The 23,192-nt window shown below is 36.2% G+C and carries 25 protein-coding genes; 20 read left to right on the top strand and 5 right to left on the bottom strand.

From position 1 onward, the window contains the following. Nucleotides 1–20 precede the first annotated feature (20 nt). Entirely contained in the window at nt 21–1,772 is a 1,752-nt protein-coding gene (locus JOD07_RS09290; protein WP_204613644.1) for an FAD-dependent oxidoreductase, read from the bottom strand. A 265-nt stretch (nt 1,773–2,037) separates the two neighbouring features. Between JOD07_RS09290 and JOD07_RS15260 the strand changes: the two genes are divergently transcribed. From JOD07_RS15260 to JOD07_RS09260, 6 genes are all read left to right on the top strand, one after another. Next, a complete protein-coding gene (locus tag JOD07_RS15260) occupies nt 2,038–2,886 on the top strand; it encodes an FMN-binding protein (protein ID WP_158740573.1) in 849 nt (282 codons plus the stop codon). A 147-nt stretch (nt 2,887–3,033) separates the two neighbouring features. Further along, complete coding sequence (locus JOD07_RS09280) at nt 3,034–4,074, top strand: FAD:protein FMN transferase (RefSeq protein WP_158740571.1); 1,041 nt, start codon at nt 3,034–3,036, stop codon at nt 4,072–4,074. A 21-nt stretch (nt 4,075–4,095) separates the two neighbouring features. Beyond that, on the top strand, nt 4,096–4,479 hold the full coding sequence (locus JOD07_RS09275) for a NusG domain II-containing protein (RefSeq protein ID WP_204613642.1): 384 nt from the start codon (nt 4,096–4,098) through the stop codon (nt 4,477–4,479). Between the two features lie 62 nt (nt 4,480–4,541). Continuing rightward, nucleotides 4,542–5,069 (top strand): Gx transporter family protein, encoded by a 528-nt coding sequence (locus tag JOD07_RS09270; RefSeq protein WP_158740567.1) that lies wholly within the window; start codon nt 4,542–4,544, stop codon nt 5,067–5,069. Next, nucleotides 5,066–6,022, top strand: coding sequence for a polyprenyl synthetase family protein (locus JOD07_RS09265; protein WP_158740565.1), 957 nt, complete (start codon nt 5,066–5,068; stop codon nt 6,020–6,022). Before JOD07_RS09270 ends, JOD07_RS09265 begins: the two co-directional genes overlap by 4 nt. 57 nt (nt 6,023–6,079) lie before the next feature. After that, entirely contained in the window at nt 6,080–6,889 is an 810-nt protein-coding gene (locus JOD07_RS09260) for a polysaccharide deacetylase family protein (RefSeq protein WP_180322457.1), read from the top strand. A gap of 36 nt (nt 6,890–6,925) precedes the next feature. On the opposite strand, the gene JOD07_RS09255 is transcribed toward JOD07_RS09260, so the two are convergent. Continuing rightward, on the bottom strand, nt 6,926–7,120 hold the full coding sequence (locus JOD07_RS09255; RefSeq protein WP_204613640.1) for a Spo0E family sporulation regulatory protein-aspartic acid phosphatase: 195 nt from the start codon (nt 7,118–7,120) through the stop codon (nt 6,926–6,928). Nucleotides 7,121–7,420: 300 nt separating this feature from the next. Further along, nucleotides 7,421–7,624 (bottom strand): hypothetical protein, encoded by a 204-nt coding sequence (locus tag JOD07_RS09250; RefSeq protein ID WP_158740561.1) that lies wholly within the window; start codon nt 7,622–7,624, stop codon nt 7,421–7,423. Between the two features lie 205 nt (nt 7,625–7,829). Here JOD07_RS09250 and JOD07_RS09245 point away from each other — a divergent pair, with 205 nt between their 5' ends. Beyond that, the gene (locus tag JOD07_RS09245; protein ID WP_158740559.1) at nt 7,830–8,216 is read left to right on the top strand and encodes an SHOCT-like domain-containing protein; all 387 of its coding nucleotides are present in this window, start codon (nt 7,830–7,832) and stop codon (nt 8,214–8,216) included. A gap of 49 nt (nt 8,217–8,265) precedes the next feature. On the opposite strand, the gene mgrA is transcribed toward JOD07_RS09245, so the two are convergent. Then, nucleotides 8,266–9,261, bottom strand: a complete 996-nt coding sequence (gene mgrA, locus JOD07_RS09240; protein WP_158740557.1) for an L-glyceraldehyde 3-phosphate reductase — start codon at nt 9,259–9,261, stop codon at nt 8,266–8,268. Nucleotides 9,262–9,606: 345 nt separating this feature from the next. On the opposite strand from mgrA, the gene JOD07_RS09235 reads away from it, so the two are divergent. From JOD07_RS09235 to cysK, 6 genes are all read left to right on the top strand, one after another. Beyond that, nucleotides 9,607–11,727 carry a glutamine synthetase III family protein gene (locus JOD07_RS09235; RefSeq protein ID WP_274596580.1) on the top strand — a complete coding sequence of 707 codons (2,121 nt, stop codon included), beginning with the start codon at nt 9,607–9,609 and terminating at the stop codon, nt 11,725–11,727. Between the two features lie 35 nt (nt 11,728–11,762). Beyond that, nucleotides 11,763–13,028: a GTPase HflX gene (gene hflX / locus JOD07_RS09230; RefSeq protein ID WP_330576564.1), complete on the top strand. Its 1,266-nt coding sequence runs from the start codon at nt 11,763–11,765 to the stop codon at nt 13,026–13,028. A gap of 216 nt (nt 13,029–13,244) precedes the next feature. After that, nucleotides 13,245–13,559, top strand: coding sequence for a DUF6514 family protein (locus JOD07_RS09225; protein WP_204613631.1), 315 nt, complete (start codon nt 13,245–13,247; stop codon nt 13,557–13,559). A 120-nt stretch (nt 13,560–13,679) separates the two neighbouring features. Further along, entirely contained in the window at nt 13,680–14,348 is a 669-nt protein-coding gene (locus JOD07_RS09220) for a YigZ family protein (protein ID WP_158740552.1), read from the top strand. A gap of 2 nt (nt 14,349–14,350) precedes the next feature. Next, nucleotides 14,351–14,737 (top strand): CoA-binding protein, encoded by a 387-nt coding sequence (locus JOD07_RS09215; RefSeq protein ID WP_158740550.1) that lies wholly within the window; start codon nt 14,351–14,353, stop codon nt 14,735–14,737. Nucleotides 14,738–14,852: 115 nt separating this feature from the next. Further along, complete coding sequence (gene cysK / locus JOD07_RS09210) at nt 14,853–15,776, top strand: cysteine synthase A (RefSeq protein WP_158740549.1); 924 nt, start codon at nt 14,853–14,855, stop codon at nt 15,774–15,776. 52 nt (nt 15,777–15,828) lie between these two features. On the opposite strand, the gene JOD07_RS09205 is transcribed toward cysK, so the two are convergent. Next, nucleotides 15,829–17,007 (bottom strand): stalk domain-containing protein, encoded by a 1,179-nt coding sequence (locus JOD07_RS09205; protein WP_158740548.1) that lies wholly within the window; start codon nt 17,005–17,007, stop codon nt 15,829–15,831. A 208-nt stretch (nt 17,008–17,215) separates the two neighbouring features. Here JOD07_RS09205 and JOD07_RS09200 point away from each other — a divergent pair, with 208 nt between their 5' ends. The 7 genes from JOD07_RS09200 (at nt 17,216) to JOD07_RS09170 (ending at nt 23,014) form a co-directional block, all read left to right on the top strand. Then, complete coding sequence (locus tag JOD07_RS09200; protein WP_158740546.1) at nt 17,216–17,932, top strand: YjjG family noncanonical pyrimidine nucleotidase; 717 nt, start codon at nt 17,216–17,218, stop codon at nt 17,930–17,932. A 36-nt stretch (nt 17,933–17,968) separates the two neighbouring features. Then, nucleotides 17,969–18,706: a YebC/PmpR family DNA-binding transcriptional regulator gene (locus JOD07_RS09195; RefSeq protein WP_158740544.1), complete on the top strand. Its 738-nt coding sequence runs from the start codon at nt 17,969–17,971 to the stop codon at nt 18,704–18,706. A gap of 257 nt (nt 18,707–18,963) precedes the next feature. Next, nucleotides 18,964–20,349, top strand: coding sequence for a 23S rRNA (uracil(1939)-C(5))-methyltransferase RlmD (gene rlmD, locus JOD07_RS09190; RefSeq protein ID WP_204613628.1), 1,386 nt, complete (start codon nt 18,964–18,966; stop codon nt 20,347–20,349). A gap of 129 nt (nt 20,350–20,478) precedes the next feature. Next, nucleotides 20,479–20,868, top strand: coding sequence for a nitrilase-related carbon-nitrogen hydrolase (locus tag JOD07_RS09185; RefSeq protein ID WP_204613626.1), 390 nt, complete (start codon nt 20,479–20,481; stop codon nt 20,866–20,868). Beyond that, nucleotides 20,850–21,164 (top strand): nitrilase-related carbon-nitrogen hydrolase, encoded by a 315-nt coding sequence (locus JOD07_RS15995; RefSeq protein ID WP_081743199.1) that lies wholly within the window; start codon nt 20,850–20,852, stop codon nt 21,162–21,164. Before JOD07_RS09185 ends, JOD07_RS15995 begins: the two co-directional genes overlap by 19 nt. 376 nt (nt 21,165–21,540) lie before the next feature. After that, complete coding sequence (locus JOD07_RS09175; protein WP_204613624.1) at nt 21,541–22,152, top strand: rhomboid family intramembrane serine protease; 612 nt, start codon at nt 21,541–21,543, stop codon at nt 22,150–22,152. Between the two features lie 112 nt (nt 22,153–22,264). Continuing rightward, nucleotides 22,265–23,014, top strand: a complete 750-nt coding sequence (locus JOD07_RS09170) for a CPBP family intramembrane glutamic endopeptidase (RefSeq protein WP_027622172.1) — start codon at nt 22,265–22,267, stop codon at nt 23,012–23,014. The last annotated feature ends 178 nt before the right edge of the window (nt 23,015–23,192 follow it).

Here is a 23,192-nt window from a genome sequence, read left to right as displayed (position 1 = left end):
ATTATATAATTTATATTTTATTATTTCCAGAGATTAATTTTGATCTTTTTATTGTTTACGAAATATCTCCATTGTCTCATAAGGTAAGGGATAAGATAATGGTCTACACCAAAGGCTCTTCCTGCTCCGCCCAGCATTGCAACGGAAGACATCAGGAACCATAAATCATTAAGTCCTGTAGAAAGCAGGAAGTTGATGTTCATACCAATGGATACAATCGCTGCGATAAATGTAAAAGTACCGGTAATAAACGCTAATCCAAGGCCTAACTCTGTAAGAACAATTATTTTTTGGAAGAACAAGGAGTTAGGAACAATGATCGTATCCACAAACCATGCATACCAGCCGGGGGTATGATCAGAAACCAATTGCATGATGGAAGCACCTGTAGTTGCATCTGCATTGCTTCCGGCAATCATATTGTTCATTAGCCAGCCGCCATCGACTTTTTCAAGACCTGACATAAGCCACATATATCCAAGATATAATCTTAACAGAACCAACCAGAAGGTCGGAGTTAATCTTTCTAAATGACTGTGAATTAAGCCTTTTTTATGTCTTACACCCCAGAGTTCGTGCTGCAAGTATTTTACGATCAGTTCAAATCCGCCAATACCAAAAAGATAATGGATATTTACCATATGCTTCATTAATATTGCAGGGAATCCGGAGAGTTTAATGCCCATTAAATCAGCAACGCCATAATTTTTACCCAGGGAAACCATTACTCCGTGAAGCTTTGGATCGCCTTTTTCCAGCTCTTTATTGCGAATAAGATTCAATATGTTTTTCGCTGCAATGGTTCCTGTTGACAGGGCAGCTTCAACCAGAGCAGGCAGGGGTTTATTGTCCTTGGTCATAAATAAGGCATAATCGCCCACTGCAAATACGTTCTTATAAGGAGTTCTTGTATATTCATCTACACAGACTCTTTCGCCTCTTCCTTTTTCCAGTTTCAGTTCGGTAAAGCAACGGTTTGCCTGTACCCCGCCGGTCCAGATCAGTGTATGAGATTCGATGACGTCTTTATCGTTTAATACAAACGATGATTCATTCACTTTTGTGATTCTGGATTCTGTAAGGATTTCTACTTTTAATTTATTTTTAAGATATTTTACGGCTTTTTCAATCAAAGAATCATCCAGAATAGGAAGGATTTTAGGCAGTGCCTCGATCAGAATCAGTCGGACTTCATTCCTGTTGACATTATACTGCTCTGACAGGTCATTTACCCAAAAAGCCAGTTCTCCAATCATTTCAGTTCCGGTAAAGCCGCCGCCGCCTACTGCGAAAGTAAGATAAGCTTTCCTTTTTGCAGGATCTTTTTCTGAAGAAGCTTTCTGGAACATCTTTAAAATATGTTCTTTAATGACTAAAGAATCTTTATGGGACCATAGAGTAAAACTATGTTCTTTCATGCCTTCTATGCCATAGAAGTTAGGTTCACTTCCTATGCCCATGATCAGATAGTCATAGGGATAGGAATTATTTTCTGATTTTAATATTTGATTTTCAAAGTCGACATCATGAATATAATCCTGAACTACATGGACATCTGTATATTGAAAAATATCTCTTAGATGAACCAATATCCCGTCTTCTTCAATACGATTGCCTGCAATTTCATGGAGTTCGGTAAGAAGCGTGTGATATGGATTTTTATCTATAATATAAATTTCGATATCATCGGACTTCTTCTTCTTTTTATGCAAGGTAAGGGCTGCTTGTATTCCGCCATAGCCTGCACCAAGTATTACTACTTTTTTACTCATAAAATCATCCTCCTTATAAGACATATTATTAACAACTAAAAGCACATTAACTCATAATAATTATATCAGAATAAAATTAAAATGTATAATTTAAAAACCAATGAATTCGAGAGGATTACTAAGGATAAGTGAGATAATTAAACTTCAGCATTGAAAAATTAATTATGTTAACTTTGACAAAAAAATGTCGTAATAATACAATAGGATAGTAACAATAATTATTAGTTACAAATAATTACAATAATTACATGAGGAGGGCGCTATAATGAAAAAAGTTATAGCTTTAGCGTTGGCATTAGGGTTGTCATTTAGTGCATTAACAGGATGCGGAGGAAAGAAAGAAGAAGCTTCTCAACCTGCTGACACAACACAAACAAAAACAGAGCAACCTGCAGAAACAACAAAAAATGAAGGAAATAATGCTGGTGAAGCAGTTCTAGCCGATGGTACATACAAAGCAGAAGGCGAGTATGATGAACGCGGCTGGAAACCAGTTGTTACACTTGAAGTAAAAGATGGTAAGATCGTTGCAGCAGATTATGATGAAGTTACCGAAGATGGTGCATCAAAACAAGCTGATGAAGAGTACAACAATAATATGAGAGCAAAGGTAAACATTGGACCAGCAGACTTTTTCCCACAATTAGAGGCAGCTCTTGTTGAAAAGCAAGATGTAGATGCGGTGGATACGATCACTGGTGCAACCAGCGGATCCAATCACTTTAAAGAAATCGTTAAGAAAGCTTTGGCAGCAGGACCAGTTGCGGCAGATACAACAGCTGGCGGATTAAAAGACGGTACTTATACAGCAGAAGGTGAATATGACGAACGTGGCTGGAAACCAACAATCTCCATCGAAGTAAAAGATGGTAAAATCGTTGCGGTGGATTATGATGAAGTTACCGAAGATGGTGCATCAAAAGAAGCTGATGAAGCATATAACAACAACATGAAAGCAAAAGTAAACATTGGACCAGCAGATTATTTCCCACAACTGGAAGCGGCTCTTGTTGAAAAACAAGATGCAGACGCAGTGGATACGATCACTGGTGCAACACATGGTTCCGAAAACTTTAGAGCACTGGCTAAAAAGGCTTTAGAAGCTGCAAAATAATAAATTATTTTTCAATTCCCCGAGATTTTTCTTGGGGAATTGTTTTAATGCTTTTTTGAAAACCAGGAATTCGATATTTATTTATTATTTTTAAGCGATATAATATATAATAAGCAAGTTAAGATTAAAATATAAGTTGGTGAATGAATGAAGAAAAATATATATTGGTTTCTTATAATTGTAGTTATAAGTGTTCTGTCAGGTTGTACAAGCAATAAAGGAACGAATACAGTTATTAAAGATGAAATCTATGCCCTTGGCACAGTTATTCAAATACAGATCTATGATGCAGATGAAGATAAGGCCCAAAAGGCCATAGAAGAATCGGTTAAAAGAATTCAGGAAATAGAAAATAAAATGAGTGTTAACATAGAAAACAGTGAGGTTAATCAAATTAATGAGTATTCCGGTGTAAATTCCGTTAAGATAAGTCCAGATACATTTTATGTTATTGAGAAAGCTAAGAAGTATAGTGAATTATCAGGTGGGGCCTTTGATCTGACCATTGAACCTATTATAAAATTATGGGGGATTGGGACAGAGAATGCCAGAGTGCCAAAAAAGGAAGAAATAGAGCCTTTACTTGATTTGGTGGATTATAATGATGTAATATTGGATGACAATTCAAAAGAAGTAAAGCTTAGCAAAAAAGGACAAGCTATTGATTTAGGGGCAATCGCTAAAGGCTATGCAGGGGATGAAGTTAAAAAGATATTAAAGGATCATGGCATTCCAACTGCTTTTGTGAATTTAGGAGGAAATGTGGTTACTTTGGGAAGCAAGCCGGATGGGTCTTCCTGGCGTATAGGGGTTCAGAATCCTTTTGAAGAAAGAGGGAAACATATTGCGGTTATAGAAGTAAAGGATGAAACTGTTGTAACCTCGGGTAACTATGAAAGATATTTCATAGAAGATGGGAAAAGATACCATCATATCATCGATCCTAAAACAGGCTATCCCGCAGAAGCTGGAATCATAAGCAGTACAATTGTAACCAATAGTTCTATTGATGCAGATGCTCTGTCTACCAGCGTTTATGTTTTAGGATTAGAAAAAGGTATGGAGTTAATAGAAAGTTTGGAGCATGTGGAAGCAGCCATCATTACAGAAGATAAAAAAATATATGTTACTTCGGGATTAAAAGACAGATTTAAATTGGAAAATGAAGAGTTTATACTGGCAAATTAGAAAAGCAGTGAGGAGAATACAATGAAAAAAGGGGATAAAATCGTTGGACTGGGTATACTGGCTTTGATGATCATCAGTTCTTTAACTGTAGCGATATATAAATATTTTAATCAAGGAAAGCCGCTCAATGCCAAAATCGTACAAGATCAAAAGGTCATTGAAGTGATTAATTTAAATTCAGTGGAAGAACCGAGAGAATGGACAGTAGAAGACGATAACGGAGGCTTTAATACCATTCGGGTGGAAAAAGGAAGAATTTCATTTATTGATGCCGACTGCCCTGACCTGGTTTGTGTTCATTCAGGATGGCTATCGGAACCAGGAGATATAGCTGTATGTCTTCCTCATAAAGTATCTATTCATATTGAAGGAGCAAGCGACAAGATCGATCAGGTAGCATATTGATTGTAATGGCTAAGGAACAGATGTAGTCAAATACGCCCTAGACAGATAGAATGGTGGTTATCATGGAAAAAACAAAACGATTGGTATTTTTGTCATTGTTGGTTGGGATTGCGCTAATCATTTATATTATAGAAGGGCAGATTCCGGTTCTCTTTCCAGGAGTAAAGCTGGGACTGGCAAATATCATCTCTCTGTTTGCATTATTGCTTTTAGGATGGAAAGAAGCATTGATGATCGTTGTTTTAAGAACCGTCATGGGTTCTGTTTTTGGAGGAAGTGTTTCAGCATTTTTATTTAGTATAGTTGGAGGACTTCTTAGCAATATCGTCATGATTTTATTGCATAAGTACTTTAAGAACTCTTTGAGTCTGGGCTCCATAAGTATTTGCGGAGCAATTTTTCATAATGCTGGACAATTGCTGGTAGCGGCTTTTGTTATTCAAGATTTAAGAATATACTTTTACCTGCCGATTCTCCTGATATCCGGGGTAATCACAGGATATTTTGTAGGAATTTGTACAAACTTTTTGTATCAACATTTCGAAAAAACGCAGTGGGCGAAACAACTAAGAAGGGAAGAAATTAGATGAGTTTGTGGGAAGCTTATCCTGAAATCCATGAGGAATTAATTAAAGTAGAAAACTATATGAAAAAAGCTGTTCCCTCCAGAAAGAAAATTCTAACGCAGATTAGTTTAGAATTGATAGAAGCCGGAGGTAAAAGATTACGACCGGCTTTTGTTATTTTGGGGGCAAAATGCGGAAAATACGATCCTGAAAAGATTATTCCCCTTGGAGCAGCAATAGAACTATTGCATACAGCAACCCTTGTTCATGACGACATCATCGATGATTCTCAGCTTAGAAGAGGGAAAACGACGGTTCAGGCAAAATATGGACGGGATATGGCTGTATATACGGGAGACTACCTTTTTACAAAAGCCTTTACCATACTGTCAGATAAAACCTCGTTTGAACATTTGAACAGAATAGCCCAAGGCGTTAAAGCAATTTGTGAAGGTGAAATTGATCAATATGAAATTAAATACAATACTGATGTTACTGTAACGGATTACTTAAAGAGAATATACAGAAAAACTGCAGTACTATTTGTAATGAGTATTTTGGTAGGGGCCTATGAAGGCAAATGTAAAAGAAAAACTTTAAACGCCCTTGGAAAATTTGCAGGATCTTTCGGAATGGCATTTCAAATCAGAGACGATCTTCTGGATTATACTTCAACGGAGCAGATAGAAGGAAAACCTATAGGGAATGATATTCAGCAAGGCATTTATACACTGCCCTTATTATTTGCTTTGCAAGATCATTCAGTCAGTAAAGAGTTAAAAGAACTTTTAAGTAAAAAGAATCAAATTCAAAAAGAAGAGATTAACAGAGTAATCGCCTTAGTAAAAGAAACCAATGCCTTAGAGGAAACCAAGCTTTTAAAGGAGAAATTCATTTATAAAGCTTCAGAAGCATTGGATCATATTGCTGATGGGCCTTATAAAAATATAACGAAAGATTTGCTTCAATTATTATAAGATTTTAGAATATATGATCCTCCCTTTGAATAGAAATATGAAGAGGGGGGATTTCTTATGAAAATATATGTTATCCATGTAAAAGGGATCTTTAAAATACTCTGTGCATTTCTCTTGGTTATTATTTCCATGGGATTATCAAAACCTTATGTTACAGGAGTATTTAACAATGTTTCCAGCAAACAGCAAAGAAAGCTTCCCATTTATTGTGTAGAAAGAGATGACAAGAAGATTTCTATTAGCTTTGACGCGGCATGGGGTGCAGATGACACTGATGAAATTCTTCAAATTCTTGATAAACATGGTGTTAAAGCAACTTTCTTTTTAGTTGGTGACTGGGTGAGAAAATACCCCGATAAAGTTAAGAAAATTGCTGCTGCAGGGCACGACATAGGCAATCATTCCAATAAACACCCTCATATGGGGCAGTTATCAAAAGAAGGAAATAAAAAAGAGATCATGGCAGCTCATGAAGAAGTCAAGAAGCTTATAGGCATCGATATGAATTTATTCAGGCCGCCATTTGGAGAATATAATAATACAGTGATTGAGGCGGCGGAAGAATGCGGTTATTACACAATACAATGGGACGTAGATTCCCTTGACTGGAAAGAATTGGGAACAGATCCCTTGATCAAGCAGGTATTAGACAACAAGCATCTGGGAAGCGGTTCAATTATACTATTCCATAATAATGCCAAGTACACAAAGGATGTATTGGATACGATTATTACGGGATTAAAGCAGCAGGGATATGAACTTGTGCCTATTTCCCAGCTTATTTATAAGAAAAATTATTATTTAGACCATGAAGGCAGACAAAAACCGATTAAAGATAATAAACAGGCAAGTTTAAAAATAAAATAAAAAAGTAAGCCATTTGACTTACTATTTATATTTAACTTATTGTTCCTCAGATTTTTTTTTGTTTGGGATCGTTTGCTGTTTTATTACTTTATTAATTAATGCATCTAATTTTCTGCTTAATTGCTGTACAAGGGGATCTAATAAATTGTAGTTTCGCTGTTCTAAGAGAGTATCCAAGGCTGTCTTTAAAAGTTCAATTTCTTCCGTCGTATAATTTTTATCTTTACCCATATTTACCCCCTCTTCTCAATAAGATTATTCTCAAACGCAGAGGATAATTTATATAATTTACTTAAATGAATAAATTATCTATTAAAGTAATATTATGTAATTACATAATACTATAAAAGTAGAAATATAGGAAGATGAGATTGAAAAAATAGGTAATTAATTCTATAAATGTAAGGCTGAACGTATAAATCTTTATACTTTAGTGTATGATGAAAAAGAATAGAAGTGAGTTAAAGTATAAAATTATTTAATCCAATGAAATATAAATTAAAAATGTTTTAAGCCGCATAAACTGCGGCTTTATCTCTGCTTTTCCTTCATTTGAATTTTTACGTCGCCTTTTCCGGGAACTGAATGTTTGGAATCTAGTTGAGCTTTTTGAGATTTTGCTTCTCTTGGTGTTGGGCGGTCGCCGGATTCAAAGTGCATACTGGCGGTAGAGGTTTCGTGTTCAAAATCTATTTTATTGTGAAATATATTAGGGTTATGAAGATCTTTAGACATAAATATCAGCACTCCTTTATGAATGAATCCTTACATATTTAGGTTGCCCGGATTAAAAAAGATGATTCGTATTTTAAAATTTGGAAAAGCTATAGAGAAGTTTTAATTTTCTCAAACAAAATAAGAAGTTTTGCGTATATAATAACGAGTTTATTATTATGTAAGAATAGAGGGTATAATATAAAATAAAAAAAGGAGGATTATTATGAGTGAAGAAGCAAAAATGATATTAAAAATGGTGGATGAGGGGAAAATTACACCGGAGCAAGCTGTTGAAATGTTAAAAGCTGTTGGCTCTGACGACGTGCATAGCAACAGATCACAAAATGAACATAAAGGTGAAGAATTTGTTCAAGATTTAGATAAATGGGGCAAAGAACTGGCACAAAAGATGGGCAGTGCTGTAAAAGACTTAGAGCCAAAATTAAGAAAAATGATGCAGATCATGGTTCAAAACACTATGAAGACTGTTGAAGAAGTGGGAAAAGTATTTAGAGAACAGCAAAACCGGCCTGCCGAAGAAAATGAAAATCATGAAGAAGAGCACTTTGAAGCATCTTCTGATACAGAGGACCATACAGAAGATCTTTAAAATGAATTATGTTTAAATATAAAAAGAGGCTTAATTGCCTCTTTTTTGCTTAAGAATTTAAAATTTGATCTATTTTATTTAATTCTTCTTCGCTAAATTCCAGATTATTCAAAGCAGCTGCGTTATCTTCTATTTGGCTCACTTTACTTGCTCCGATCAGTGCAGAAGTGACGCGTCCTTTTCGAAGCACCCAGGCAAGAGCCATTTGTGCTAAAGATTGTCCTCTTTCTTTAGCCAGTTCATTCAATTGACGGATTTTACTTAATTTTTCTGGTGTAATGTCACTTTCTTTTAAGAAGATAGATGGTTTAGCGGCCCGGGAATCTGCAGGGATTTCTTTTAAATACCTGTCTGTTAGAAGGCCTTGTGCCAAAGGAGAGAAGACGATGGAGCCAACTCCTTCATCTTCCAAAAGATCCAGCAGACCTTCTTCTTCTATGGAACGGTTAAACATAGAATAGGAGGGCTGATGAATAAGACAGGGTGTGCCTAAGTCTCTTAAAATTTTAAATGCTTTCTTTGCTTCCGCTGGTTTATATTTGGAAATTCCTACATAAAGGGCTTTCCCTTGTTTTACTGCGGTGGCCAGGGCATCCATTGTTTCTTCAAGAGGGGTTTCGGGATCGGGTCTGTGGGAGTAGAAAATATCCACATACTCAAGGCCCATTCTTTTTAAGCTTTGGTCCAGACTTGCCAGTATATGTTTTCGGGAGCCCCATTCTCCATAAGGCCCTTCCCACATATAATGTCCTGCTTTTGTAGAGATGATCATTTCATCTCTGTAGGGTTTAAAATCCAACTTCATCATTTTTCCAAAGTTCTCTTCTGCAGAGCCCGGAGGAGGACCGTAGTTATTGGCAAGGTCGAAGTGAGTAATGCCAAGATCAAATGCACGGCGGGCAATGGCACGGCTGTTTTCAAATACGTCTACACCGCCAAAATTATGCCATAAGCCAAGAGATATGGCAGGAAGCTTAAGCCCGCTTTTTCCACAGCGATTATATTTCATTGTTGCATATCTGGTACTAGATGCCTGATATTCCATACTATCCGTCCTTTCATATTATAATATCTATTGAATTAATAAATTTCACAGAGCATTAGAATTTATGTAGCAGATGCACAATAGGTTAAATGGATAACGATTTATAATGTAAAATAATTATACCATAGGGTGAATTGAGTTCAAACAGGTTTTGTAACTGCTTATAATTTTTTATATAACTATTGCATATACATTTCTAGTGTGATAATATACTCACAGATTGCAAATAAGGTAATTTGTGTTATTTTGTCGCAACATTCTTTGAAATCACAGCGTTCTCAAGACAGTTTGAGGACGTTTTTTATATAATATGACTCTTTTAAATAAATTATAGGAGGAAAAAAAGTGAATAAGAAATATCAAGGCAACCCACTGACCGAGAATTTTGGTTCCAATGTATTCAATGATTCCACTATGAGAGAAAGATTACCAAAAGAAACATATAAGGCGTTAAAGAAAACCATTGATGAAGGAGCATCTTTGGATCTTAAGGTGGCTGAAGTTGTGGCCAATGCTATGAAAGATTGGGCTATCGAAAGAGGTGCCACCCACTATACCCATTGGTTTCAGCCCATGACTGGAATGACGGCAGAGAAACATGAATCCTTTATCTCCCCTACGTCCGATGGTCGTGTGATTATGGAATTTTCAGGGAAAGAATTGATTAAAGGGGAATCTGATGCTTCATCTTTTCCTTCAGGGGGACTTCGGGCCACTTTTGAGGCCAGAGGCTATACGGCCTGGGATTGCACATCTCCTGCTTTCTTAAAAGAAGATGCCAATGGCATAACATTATATATTCCGACGGCGTTTTGCTCTTATACAGGAGATGCACTGGACAAAAAAACCCCTTTGCTTCGCTCTATGGAAGCTATTTCTAAGCAGGCGCTAAGAATTTTAAGATTGTTTGGCAATACTACAGCAAAAAAAGTGATTACTACAGTTGGAGCAGAACAGGAATACTTTTTAGTAGACAAGAAACTCTATGAAAAAAGAAAAGATTTAATTTTTACCGGAAGGACCTTATTTGGTGCTATGCCGCCAAAAGGGCAGGAAAAAGAAGACCATTATTACGGCAGCATTAAAGAAAGAGTTGCAGCATTTATGCAGGAGTTGGATATTGAACTATGGAAGCTGGGTGTACCGGCAAAAACGAAGCATAATGAAGTTGCTCCGGCTCAGTTCGAAATTGCTCCGATTTTTGATACTACCAACGTAGCAGCCGACCATAATCAGCTCATTATGGAGACTCTAAAGAAGGTTGCCGACAGGCACGGGCTGGCCTGCCTTCTTCATGAAAAACCCTTTGCAGGTGTAAACGGTTCAGGAAAACATAACAACTGGTCTCTTTCAACGGATGATGGAAAAAATCTGTTAAAGCCCGGTCGTACACCCCATGAAAATATTCAATTTTTATTATTTTTAACTGCAATTATAAAAGCGGTTGATGTGCATGCGGATTTACTCAGAGTGTCTGCTGCCAATGCAGGAAACGATCATAGATTGGGTGCCAATGAAGCGCCGCCGGCAATCATCTCCATTTTCCTGGGAGATCAATTAACAGAAATACTGGAGCAAATAGAACAAGGATGCGATGCATGCTCTAAAGAAAGAGAGATCCTCGAAATCGGTGTATCTACTTTGCCTCAGATGCGCAAAGATACCACCGACAGAAACAGAACTTCTCCTTTTGCCTTTACAGGAAATAAATTTGAATTCAGAATGGTTCCTTCTTCTGCATCCATATCCGATCCCAATGTGGTAACGAATACTATTGTAGCAGACGTACTGTGTGAAATGGCTGATGAGCTGGAAAAAGCTGAAGACTTTGACAAAGCAGTAAGAGAACTTTTACGAAGAACAATCAGGGAACATAAACGAGTAATTTTTAATGGAAATGGATATTCTAAAGAATGGATCGAAGAAGCAGCCAAAAGAGGACTTCCCAATATATCCTCTACAGTTGAGGCGATCCCTGCCCTTATAACAGATAAAGCCATTCGTTTATTTGAAAAACATAAAGTATTCTCTAAAACTGAACTATGTGCCAGATTTGAAATTCTGTTGGAAGACTATATCAATACCATTAATATTGAAGCAAAAACTATGGTTATTATGGCAAAGCGTCAGATTTTGCCTGCATGTATCAAGTTTTCCACACAGGTTGCAGAATCTATTGCAAAGATTAAAGACGTTGGTGATTTCGATGTGACTGCTCAAGTTGAATTACTGGAAGACTTAACTAAAACTTTAGCTTCTTTTAAACGCAACTTAAACAGTTTAGAAGAAGTCACCAATAAGGCAAGCAGCATGGAAGAGGATTCCTATAAAAAGGCATGTTACTACCGAGATGAGGTTTGCATGGCAATGAAAAAGTTAAGAGAAGATACAGACCATCTTGAAACGCTGGTAGATGCAGACATGTGGCCTATCCCTACTTACAGCGAATTGCTTTTCCAAATTTAATCTTTTTCTAAATTTTTTACAAAGGAGAATTGTCTTTGGACGAACAATTATATGAAAACACAGAACCTGTTGAAAAAGTTATTCTTGTGGGAGTAGACACAGAAGACAATGAAAATATAGAAGAAAGTATTGATGAACTGGAAGAATTGGCTTCTACAGCAGGAGCTGTCACCCTTGACCGAGTTATTCAAAAGAGGGAAAATATTCATCCCTCTGCTTATTTAGGGAAAGGAAAGATTGAAGAACTTAAAAACAGGATTATTGAGACAGGGGCAACGGGAATTATTTGTGATGATGAGCTTTCCCCTGCCCAAATGAGAAATCTAGAAAAAATGCTTGAGTGCAAAGTTATGGACAGGACGATGCTCATCCTGGATATTTTTGCCCAAAGAGCCAAATCCAAAGAAGGAAAGATCCAAGTCGAACTGGCTCAGCTCAGATATCGGCTTTCAAGATTGGCAGGAGTAGGAACTGCCCTTTCCAGATTAGGCGGAGGGATCGGTACAAGAGGTCCCGGAGAAAAGAAACTGGAAACCGACAGAAGACATATAAGAAATCGTATCAGCCAACTGAAAGCGGAATTGGAGGAGATAGAAACCCACCGTGAATTGATCCGCACACGAAGAAAAAAAGTAGGAACTCCGCTCGTTGCTATTGTGGGATATACCAATGCAGGGAAGTCCACTTTGCTTAATACCCTTTCCAACGCAGACGTATTGGCTGAAGACAAATTATTTGCTACCCTTGATCCTACCACAAGAAGCATCATACTTCCCGGAGGATCAGAAGTACTGATTACGGATACGGTTGGATTTATCAGAAAGCTGCCTCATCATTTGATCAAGGCTTTTAGGTCTACCTTGGAAGAAGCCCAATATGCGGATATTCTTCTCCATGTTGTGGATGGTACTAGTCAAAGCATCGAGTCCCATATGAAAACCGTTTACGAGACTCTGGAAAAGCTTAATGCCCTGGGGAAGCCAATCCTTACGTTATTCAATAAAATGGATGTTATTGTTTCGAGTCATCTGCCCTTAGATCCAAAGGCAGAAAAGACTTTTAAAGTTTCTGCCAGGACATCGGAGGGTCTGAATGAAGTGCTGCAGGAAATAGAAAAGATCCTAAAAGCCAATAGAAAGACCTTAAAAGCATTAATTCCTTACTCCGATATGGGGATGCTTCAACTGATTCGGGGGCAAGGAGAGAAAAATTTGGAGGAATATAGAGAAGAAGGCATTTACATTGAAGCCAACGTAAACGAAGAAGTTTATCGTAAGCTGAAGAAATATATAGTTGAATAGTAGGTTTTCTCTTAAATGCAAAAAATATCGCGTATATTCTTAATGTTTAACGGTATTCGACAGAGAAAAAATAATATTAAATTTCATTATGTCGAAATCCTATGTATCTGCTTGAATATTGCGAAATTTTATTCTGGTTTTTTTCTGATATTTTGCTATAATAACCCTTGAAAGTGCAGCTGTGCTTCATCAAAGATTATTATGGGGGGTTATTATATGCTGACAAGATTCTTAGAAGGAACCAGAAATTGTCGCAAATCAGACGGAGAAATGATTCAATTGGAATATTTTCTTTTAGAAAAACAACGCAATGAAATGAATAATTTGTCTAAGACTTACGGAATTGAAATTGTTAAAAAGTATGCACATTTTGGGGAAACAATCTATACCGAGACTGATCAGATAGAATGCCTTACCCATGAGAAGGAAAAAGCTAAGGAAATTATTGATAAGTTAATAGCCCACGCAGTTACACCAGTTTCAATGATTTATGTGATAGAGGATTTAATAGATGAAACACCTTGGAGATAACAAGGTGTTTTTAATTTTTTTGCTTCTTGTGTTATGTCAACCTGATATAAATTTATTAAACTCAATATTAATATTATATGATATAATAAACATACTATAGAGTTTTAGAGGAGAAGAGATATGCTGAAGAGATTTAAAACGATATTACAGCCTGCTGAAGCAGAAATCATAGAAAAAAAGTCAAGATTTATAGCTACGGTTAGACCAGTTAAGAGTGAAGAAGAAGCCCAGGCTTTCATAGAAGAAATGAGAAAAAAGTACTGGGACGCAACCCATAATGTATTTGCTTATCAAGTTGGTGAAAGAAACCAGATACAGAGGTTTAGTGATGACGGAGAACCTAGTGGCACAGCAGGATTGCCGGTTTTAAATGTATTGAAAGGGGATGATCTGAAGAATACCGCCATTGTAGTGACAAGATATTTCGGTGGAACCCTTCTGGGAACAGGAGGCCTTGTGAGAGCCTATGGAAGATGTGCAAAAGAAGGGGTCCTGGCAGCTCAAATCGTTGAAAAAGTTCTGTATTGTGTTTTCAACGTAGTGACAGATTACTCCCGATTGGGCAAAATACAGTATGAAATTCTGCAAATGGGGAATGTTATTCAGGATACCATTTATACGGATGAAATCACCTTTGTTGTTTTGGTAGAAAGTGGCGATGAAGAAATGTTTATAAAAAAAATTACTGAAATAAGCAATGCTCAGGCACAGATTAAGCAAGTAAAATATGTGTATGGACTATGGATCAATGATCAATTAACGATTGAAGATATAAATGAGGAGGAATAACTATGACACCTGAAAAATTAATGGAAAAGAAAATCTGGGCAGTGGTAGGCGCAACCACTGATCAGGAAAAATACGGATATAAGATTTATAAAGCGTTAAAAGAAGCAGGATATACAGTTTATCCCATCAGCCCTAAATATGATGAAATTGACGGCGACAAAGCCTACAAAAGTTTAAAAGATTTGCCTCAAAAGCCAGAAGTGGTTGATTTTGTTGTTAACCCTAAAATAGGATTGGGAATTGTAAAGGAATGTGCCGAACTCGGAATTAAAAACATTTGGCTTCAGCCTGGAACTGTCAGCGAAGAACTCCTTGCTTTGGCAAAGGAAAAAGGCATTAATGCTGTTGAAGCTTGCGTATTGGTTGCCTTAAGGACCATGAGAAATTAAAATTCAATAAAATATGGAGAAAGTATTGACAAATCAAAAAAATATATAGTAAAATAAACCAAAAGAAAAACCATGAATTCATATAAGAATTATATGAATTAAAGGAGGAAACGAAATGAGTAAAGTGTATAATTCAATCACTGAACTAATAGGAAATACACCTATAGTAAGACTAAATAAGTTAGTAGATGCAGACAGTGCGGATGTTTATGTGAAACTGGAATGGTATAATCCTGGAAGCAGTGTAAAAGACAGAATTGCTCTTAATATGATCGAAGCAGCAGAAAAAGCAGGAAAAATTAAGCCAGGTGACACAATTGTAGAACCTACCAGCGGAAATACTGGAATAGGATTGGCGATGATTGGGGCAGCTAAAGGATATAAGGTTGTATTAACCATGCCTGAGACCATGAGTTTGGAAAGAAGAAAACTTTTAAAAGCATTCGGCGCGGAACTCTATTTAACTCCTGGTGCAGAAGGAATGACAGGAGCAATCAATAAAGCTAAGGAATTAGTAGAAAAAGAAGGCTACTTCATGCCACAGCAATTTGAAAACCCTGCAAATCCTGAAATTCACCGCCAAACGACTGCAAAAGAAATTCTTGAGGCTATGGGTACGGATTTGGATGCTTTTGTATCAGGTGTAGGAACCGGTGGAACCATTACAGGCTGCGGCCAGGTATTAAAAGAAGCTATTCCTAATATAGAAATCGTAGCAGTGGAACCTGCAAAATCCGCTGTATTATCAGGAGAAAAGAAGGGACCACACTTGATTCAGGGAATCGGTGCAGGATTTGTTCCACAAGTATTGGATACCAAAATATATGATTCTATTGAAAAGATTGCAGACGAAGAGGCATTGGAAACAGCAAGAAGAATGGCAAAAGAAGAAGGTATCCTTGTAGGAATCTCTTCTGGTGCTGCTGTTGCTGCTGCTTTAAAAGTTGCCAAAAGACTTGGCAAAGGCAAGAAAGTATTAGCGATTTCCCCAAGCTACGGAGAAAGATATCTGAGTACAGCATTATTTAATCAAGACTAAAATAAAATATCCCCTTGAACCCAATTCAAGGGGATATTTTATTACATAATAATTATTTGTCCCATTGTATATGAATGACAGTAGGTCCGGTCGTATGCCTGATGGTCACAGTACATTGATCTTTAGCATATTTTACAGGCTGTTCCCAATAAAACTCATCATTTCTCAGTTTGTCAAATAATTTTTCTCCTTCATTAGGCATGTAATAGCTAAGAATCGAATGAATTGCAGCAGCAGAATTAAAATCATATATTTCAGTCAGAACTTTGTCATCTCCTAATCTTTGCCCCCAGGTCTTATATGCAAATCCATTCAAACCTATGGTGACTTGATCGGCAGATTGATTAATATAGATATTGCTTTGCGCTACATCATATATTCCATAAGCATCATACCCATAAAGAGTGTAGTCGACTTTATATGTTCCATTTCTTAATTCATCAGCAAAATTAGCCCATCTTTGCTTGTAAGGTACAGTACTAAAGCCGGGATACTCTCTTGGAGGACTGCATATGAAATTGGGCATAGTATCATAAAAGTGAAGAAAATCTTTTATAGGATTTTTAGTCGTATGTCTGGTATTAAACTGACTAAAATCTTTAACCGGAAGAAGGCTAATCTTTGAATCTCCCCAAGGTGACTGGGTCGGCAATTCATATTGGTATACGTAAGGATATGCTGAAGGGGTATAAAATCTTTCTGGTGCCTTCCCGATATAAATGGATATAATTTCACTGATAGAATTGGAGGTAGACGGCCCGTTTTTTCTTTCTTGATGCACTTCATAACCGAAGATCCTGGAAAATGTATAAGTAAACGGCACATAAAAAGTATTGTTTTTAATTATTGGGTAGTAATTGGCATACTCATTCCAATCATCTTGCTTATAAAGGAATTGCTCAATTTTGCCATTTACAGTTAAGTAAATAGAATTGGGTTTCATTACGATCTTTGTTTTGTCCTTTTTTGTTACGATGATTTGATTATTGGACATAGTGCAAGAATCACCCATTGCAGTTACAACCGCTTTTAATGGTATATATGGAATGTGATTTTTCCTTGTCATAACCGGTGTTGTAATTTCAGTATTATTTACATATAGATAATACGTATGATAATACTTTCTGCCGTCAAACATTTCATTTGAGTAGGTATATGACGCAAAGACGGTAGTTTGACAGATCATCATGATGAAAGTGAATATAAACAACCTATGCACCAATTTTTTCATTGAAGTTCCTCCTTTGTAATTAAGTCTTGTTAGTCTTGCCTTCTTGTTTTCCAGATCGCCTGTTATTATTGTGTTGTAGCCGTTATAATATTTATGGTACGATTATTAATATAAATTTGTCAACATGATTCGACAAGAAATGCATAGCTTTCGTTTTAATTCGTTTACATACTTTTAATAAAAATACAATGGATTGAGAGGAATCAAGATGATTAAAGCTATTTTCTTTGACCTGGATAATACTTTATGGGATCATGACAAAGCGCAGAGAAGAACCATAGAAAGGGTATATGAATATTTAATACAACTTCATCCCATTCCGGATGATCAAGATACATTTGCCAGAATCTATGATGGCTGCAATGCTAAGGTATGGGACGCCTATAAAAAAGGAGAGCTAAAACATGAAGAAGTACGGATCAATCGTTTTATAGATTTATTGGGGCGTTATAATATTGCAGATCGGGATTTAGCTATCACATTAAATGAGCTTTATTTATCCATATATCCTACATGGACTTTTTTAGTTGAGGGGGCAAAAGAATTATTAGATGAATTAACAGAAAGATATCCTTTGGGGATCATTACAAATGGTTTTTCCGAAACTCAAGTCATGAAAATAGACCGATCAGGGTTAAAGCAATACTTTAAATGGATTGTATATTCTGGAGAGGTGGGAAAAGCAAAGCCCCATCCGGAGATATTTGCCTATGCCATGAATCAGGCTCATATATTACATGAAGAAGCTCTGTTTATCGGAGATGATTTTGGGGCAGATATTATAGGTGCAAAAGATGCAGGGATGAAAACCATATGGTTTAATCCTAAAGGGAAAGAAGAGCCAGAAAAAGACCAGTATGCTGACTATACCGTTTCAAGCCTGAAAGAAATAAGCGATATTGTCAAATCGCTAGAATCATGCTAAAATATTTCAGATACAAGAATGTTAGGAGGAAATAGAATGTCGGGACATTCTAAGTTTGCGAACATAAAGCACAAAAAAGAAAAAGCTGATGCTAAGAAGGGTAAAATATTTACAAAAATCGGTAGAGAGATTGCAGTTGCAGTTAAGGAAGGCGGTCCAGATCCTGCGAATAATGCAAAATTAAGAGATGTCATTGCAAAGGCAAAATCAAACAATATGCCTAATGATACAATAGAAAGAAGTATTAAGAAAGCAGCGGGAGATGTATCTGGAGTTAGTTATGAACCTATTACTTATGAAGGTTACGGTCCCAGTGGAGTAGCCGTTATAGTAGAAGTATTAACAGATAATAAAAATCGTACGGCAGCCAATGTTCGCCATGCTTTCTCAAAAGGCGGAGGGAACCTGGGCACTACCGGATGCGTATCATTCATGTTTGATAAAAAAGGTCAAATCATCATCGAAAGAAGCGACGATATCGATGAAGATGAGCTGATGATGCTTGCTTTGGATGCCGGAGCAGAAGACTTTAATGTAGAAGAAGAAGGATATGAAGTTTTAACAGCTCCTGAAGACTTTTCTGCTGTAAGAGAAGCACTTGAAAAAGCAGGCATTAAGATGGCATCAGCAGAAATAGCAATGATTCCTCAGACAACAACAACATTAACAGATGAACAAGACATAAAGAAAATGAGGATTTTATTAGATCTTCTTGAAGATGACGATGATGTTCAAGAGGTGTACCACAACTGGGACGAACCAGAGGAAGAGTAGACAGTTTTCAAATATTATACAAAAGGATTCAGCCTTCTACTGGAAATATTTAAGCTATTTCTATAGAAGGCTTTTTAATTATTATTTTACAGTAGCCCCTGTAAAAGCAACTTTATCCAATGATGATGGCTCAAAAGGATAAAAAAGAGAACTAATTTGTGATATAGTTGAGAAATATTCTTTCTTCAGGGGAGAATAATAATTAAAAATAGAACGACTGATAATATAAGACCAATCTAATTCAGTGGAGGAAAATCATGCCTAAGAAAAATGAAATCTATGAAACCATTATAGAAGATGTAATATTTCCGAACAAAGGTATCGCCTATATAGATGATCAAAAAGTAATCATAAAAGATGCAATCAAAGGCCAAAAAGTAAAAGTTAAGATTACCAAAAAACGCAGAGACAAAATAGAAGCATCGATTTTAGAAGTTTTGGAAAGAGCGCCTATAGAAAAAGAAGCCGCTTGCCCCCATTTTGGAATATGTGGAGGATGTACTTATCAAACCTTGCCTTATGAAGAGCAACTCAAGCTTAAACAAAATCAAGTAAAAAGATTGCTGGACAATGCAGGGATAGAAGGATATGAGTTTCTGGATATCGTACCCAGCCCATCAGAATATTCCTATCGCAATAAAATGGAATTCTCCTTTGGAGACGTAGAAAAAGACGGGGACTTAGCTCTAGGGATGCATAAAAAGGGCAGTTTCTACGAAATGGTTACTGTAGAAGGCTGCCAAATCGTAGATGAAGATTTTACAAAGATTATGATGACAGTACTCGAGTACTTTAAGGAAAGAAAAATACCTTTTTATCATAATAGAAGACATGAAGGATATCTTCGACATTTAGTCGTGCGAAAAAGCGCAAAATTAGGAGAAATCTTAGTTAACTTAGTTACCAGTTCACAGATGGAAGTGGACTTATCAGGCTTAGTTCAAGAAATACTTGAAATTAAACTTGAAGGCGAAGTTAAAGGAATACTTCATACCATTAATGACAGTCTGGCCGATGTGGTGCAAAGTGAAGAAACCCGCATTCTTTACGGACAAGATTACTTTATGGAAGAAATCCTGGGCCTTAAGTTCAAAATATCCGCCTTTTCCTTCTTCCAGACGAATTCCTTTGGTGCAGAAAGACTTTATTCTGTCGTAAGAGATTTTGCCGGTTCCACAAAAGATAAAATCATATTCGACTTATACTGCGGAACAGGAACCATCGCGCAAATCATGGCGGACGTTTCAAAAAAAGTTATAGGCATTGAAATCGTGGAAGAAGCAGTAAAAGCAGCCAAAGAAAACGCCAAATTAAATGGCCTTCATAATTGCGAATTCATCGCTGGAGACGTGCTGACAAAAGTAGATGAACTAAAAGACAAGCCAGATTTAATCATCCTGGATCCACCCCGGGATGGTATCCATCCCAAAGCCATCCATAAAATCATCAACTTCGGCGCCCCACAGATGGTATACGTATCCTGCAAACCGACATCTTTGGCAAGGGATTTGAAAGTGTTTGTAGAGAACGGTTATAAAGTAGAAAAAGTACGATGTGTAGACATGTTCCCCCACACGAATCATGCTGAGTGTGTGGCATTGATGTGCCTCGATACTAGAGAGTGTAGTGCCGGAGAGTTATAATACTAACCTAAATGAAATGGACTAGTTTTTGATGAAATATTTATTAATAGATATTTGGAGGCGCTGGTAGGAATAAACGAGAGCTATATGATGCAAAGGAGGAAAAAATGAAAATTGCTGCATATCAATTTGCTGTTTCGGGTGATATTCGACGGAATTACAGTATTATCAAAAAAGCTATATATGAAGCCAGCCATCAAAGGTGTTAGTCTGTTAGTGTTTCCGGAATGTTGTTTGGCAGGATATCCGCCTTTGAGTATTCCAAACACCGATTCTGTTGATTTTGAGTTGGTGGATAATTTGCTTGTCAAACTGCAAACAATTTCTAATGAAACAGGGATAGGTTTAGTTATCGGTACGATATGTAGTGAGGGTAATTCTATTTTTAACAGAGCCGTAATTTTTCGTCCGGGAACGCCGATGACATCTTATGATAAACAGCCCTATGGGGTTGGGATAAAGAGAACTTTGAAAAAGGTAATAAGCACGGCGTTTTCAAAATCAATGGTATTACTGTAGGAATACGGATATGTTTTGAAGTGCGATTTCCCGAGTATTTCAGAGAATTGTATTGCCAAAATACAGATTTAAATGTTATTCTGTTTTACGATGTTTCTGATAATAACGATACTGACAGATATAATTTACTAAAAACACATTTGCAAACTAGAGCGGTAGAAAATATTTGTCCGATACTATCGGTAAGTTCAATTGCACCATTTCAGACAGCTTCCACGATGTTTGTTGGAAAATCCGGACAGATAATTATTGAGTGCAACAGAAATCATGAAAATTTAATGGTATGTAGTTTTTAATGGTATGTAGTTTTGAAAAAAACGAATTGGATTTTGGTGAAAAAGGCCGCCGTGCACTGACTGATGAATTATTGAGAATGGGCATGAATTAAGCAAAATTTTAAAACGAGAGATTCCTTTGCTTATCTAACATGGGTGATTTGCGTATAGGTAGAGGTGTATCCGTGAACTGAAATTTTTCAAAAAATGCCTAAAACTGATTGACATATTCCTACGAACAGATGCTGTAAAACACCTACAGAAATCAATTCTTGTGATATAAGCCATGTGAAAACGGTATACTTTTCCTACATACTAGAGAACCGCAGAGTAAAAGATGATAAAAGGCTAGTTAAATAAAATGATATATTAGCTAGGCTTAGAAAGGAGAAATGAGATGAAGGGGAAAATGATGGGAAAGCATAGAGAAGGTATTTTTATAGGGAAAGGGACATTAGCTATTATACTTATAAATATAGTTTTATTTATTGCTTTAAGTGTAGCTCCTAGCCTTAGAGAGAATTTATTGCTGAATCATGAGATGTCTGTAATACTAGAAAAACCTTGGACATTAATAACTGTGTTTTTATCCCATGAAGCGTTTATTCATCTTGCTTTTAATATGGGTATATTTTTCTTATTTGGACCAAATTTGGAAAAGATAGCAAATGCAAAAACAGTAACGATAGTTTACTTTATAGCAGGGCTGATAGGTAGTATAACACTTCTATTTACTAGATTAATAGCTCAACGGGCAGGGCTTATAGCGGGAGCTTCCGCTGCAGTTTTTGGAATAGTAGGTACATTTGCAACATTGAGACCTAATACTGTATTATTAGGCTCAAAGGCTAAGCAGTGGATGTGGGTATTAGTTATCATAACTGTGATTTTAGCAGTTTTGAACCCTCAAACATTAGATAGTGCTGTTGCTCATGTCATAGGGGTAGTTGTCGGGATAATCTATGGCTATTGGCTTAAAAACAAAGAAGATAAGAAAGCTAAATGTTAGCTGGTTATGAATTTGACTATATGACATAAATTAAAATCCTTTGTATATTATAATGTATAATAATTACTTAACATACTATTGAGCAATCGAAGGGATAGGATGATAGAAACATATGATAAACAGCAAAAGCAATCAAACAGGGTTAAGTATACTAGCAATAGCCTTACTATTAATATTCCAGCAATTCGCGAGTAAAGTTGGAAATTTAATTGCTAACTGTTTTGATTACAGGGCAATAGATGAATATGGTATTTTTGCATATGTATCCGTACATCATATTGTACAGATGCTAATAGCGTTATTAGCTATTATAATACTTAATAAAAAATATAAAATTGATTTTGGTTTTAGTTTGGGAGATAAGAAATTAGGAATAAAGTATTTGTTAGTTTTTACAGTTGCTGTACTTATATTTACCCTAATCTCATATGGGATTAGATTTTTTAGTAATCAAATTATAAAATATGATTATCCGTTAAATGTGAAAAATGTTCTAGGCACATTAGGGTTCCAACTATTGTTGTCAGGGACATCAGAAGAAGTTTTATTTCGTGCTTTACCTATAGGGATTCTCACATTCCGAATTGGCAGTAATAATGAGAAAAAATTTACAAAACTGAACTTGTCCTATGAGGTTATTATAGCAGCAGTATTGTTTTCAATTGCACATATTAGATGGACTATCAATCCATTTTCAATAGATATGAATTACCTTCAGCTGATATACTGCTTTGTTCTTGGGATAGTCTATGGAAAAGCATATCAAGAAAGTAACAGTGTTATATATCCAATGCTAATGCATAGTATTTCAAATGTTATTATGGTAGGTCTTGGATACATATTTTCAACTATAAGTGCTTAGTAGGATTACCGATTATTCTGCAATAATACAATAGTAATGTTGTATGGTTAATTTACCAATATTTCAATCGAATTTTCCCCTGTAAATGTCAATCAAAATTTGTTCTTTCTTGCTTTAGTTGAAAAATTAAAATCGAATTAGAAATTGGAGATTTACAATTATGAAAACGTTGAGTTTC

Origin of the sequence: Defluviitalea raffinosedens, from assembly GCF_016908775.1 — a bacterium.
Lineage (GTDB): Bacteria > Bacillota > Clostridia > Lachnospirales > Defluviitaleaceae > Defluviitalea > Defluviitalea raffinosedens.
Note: the sequence above shows the minus strand (reverse complement) of the source record. Positions and strands in the feature narration are given on the sequence as shown.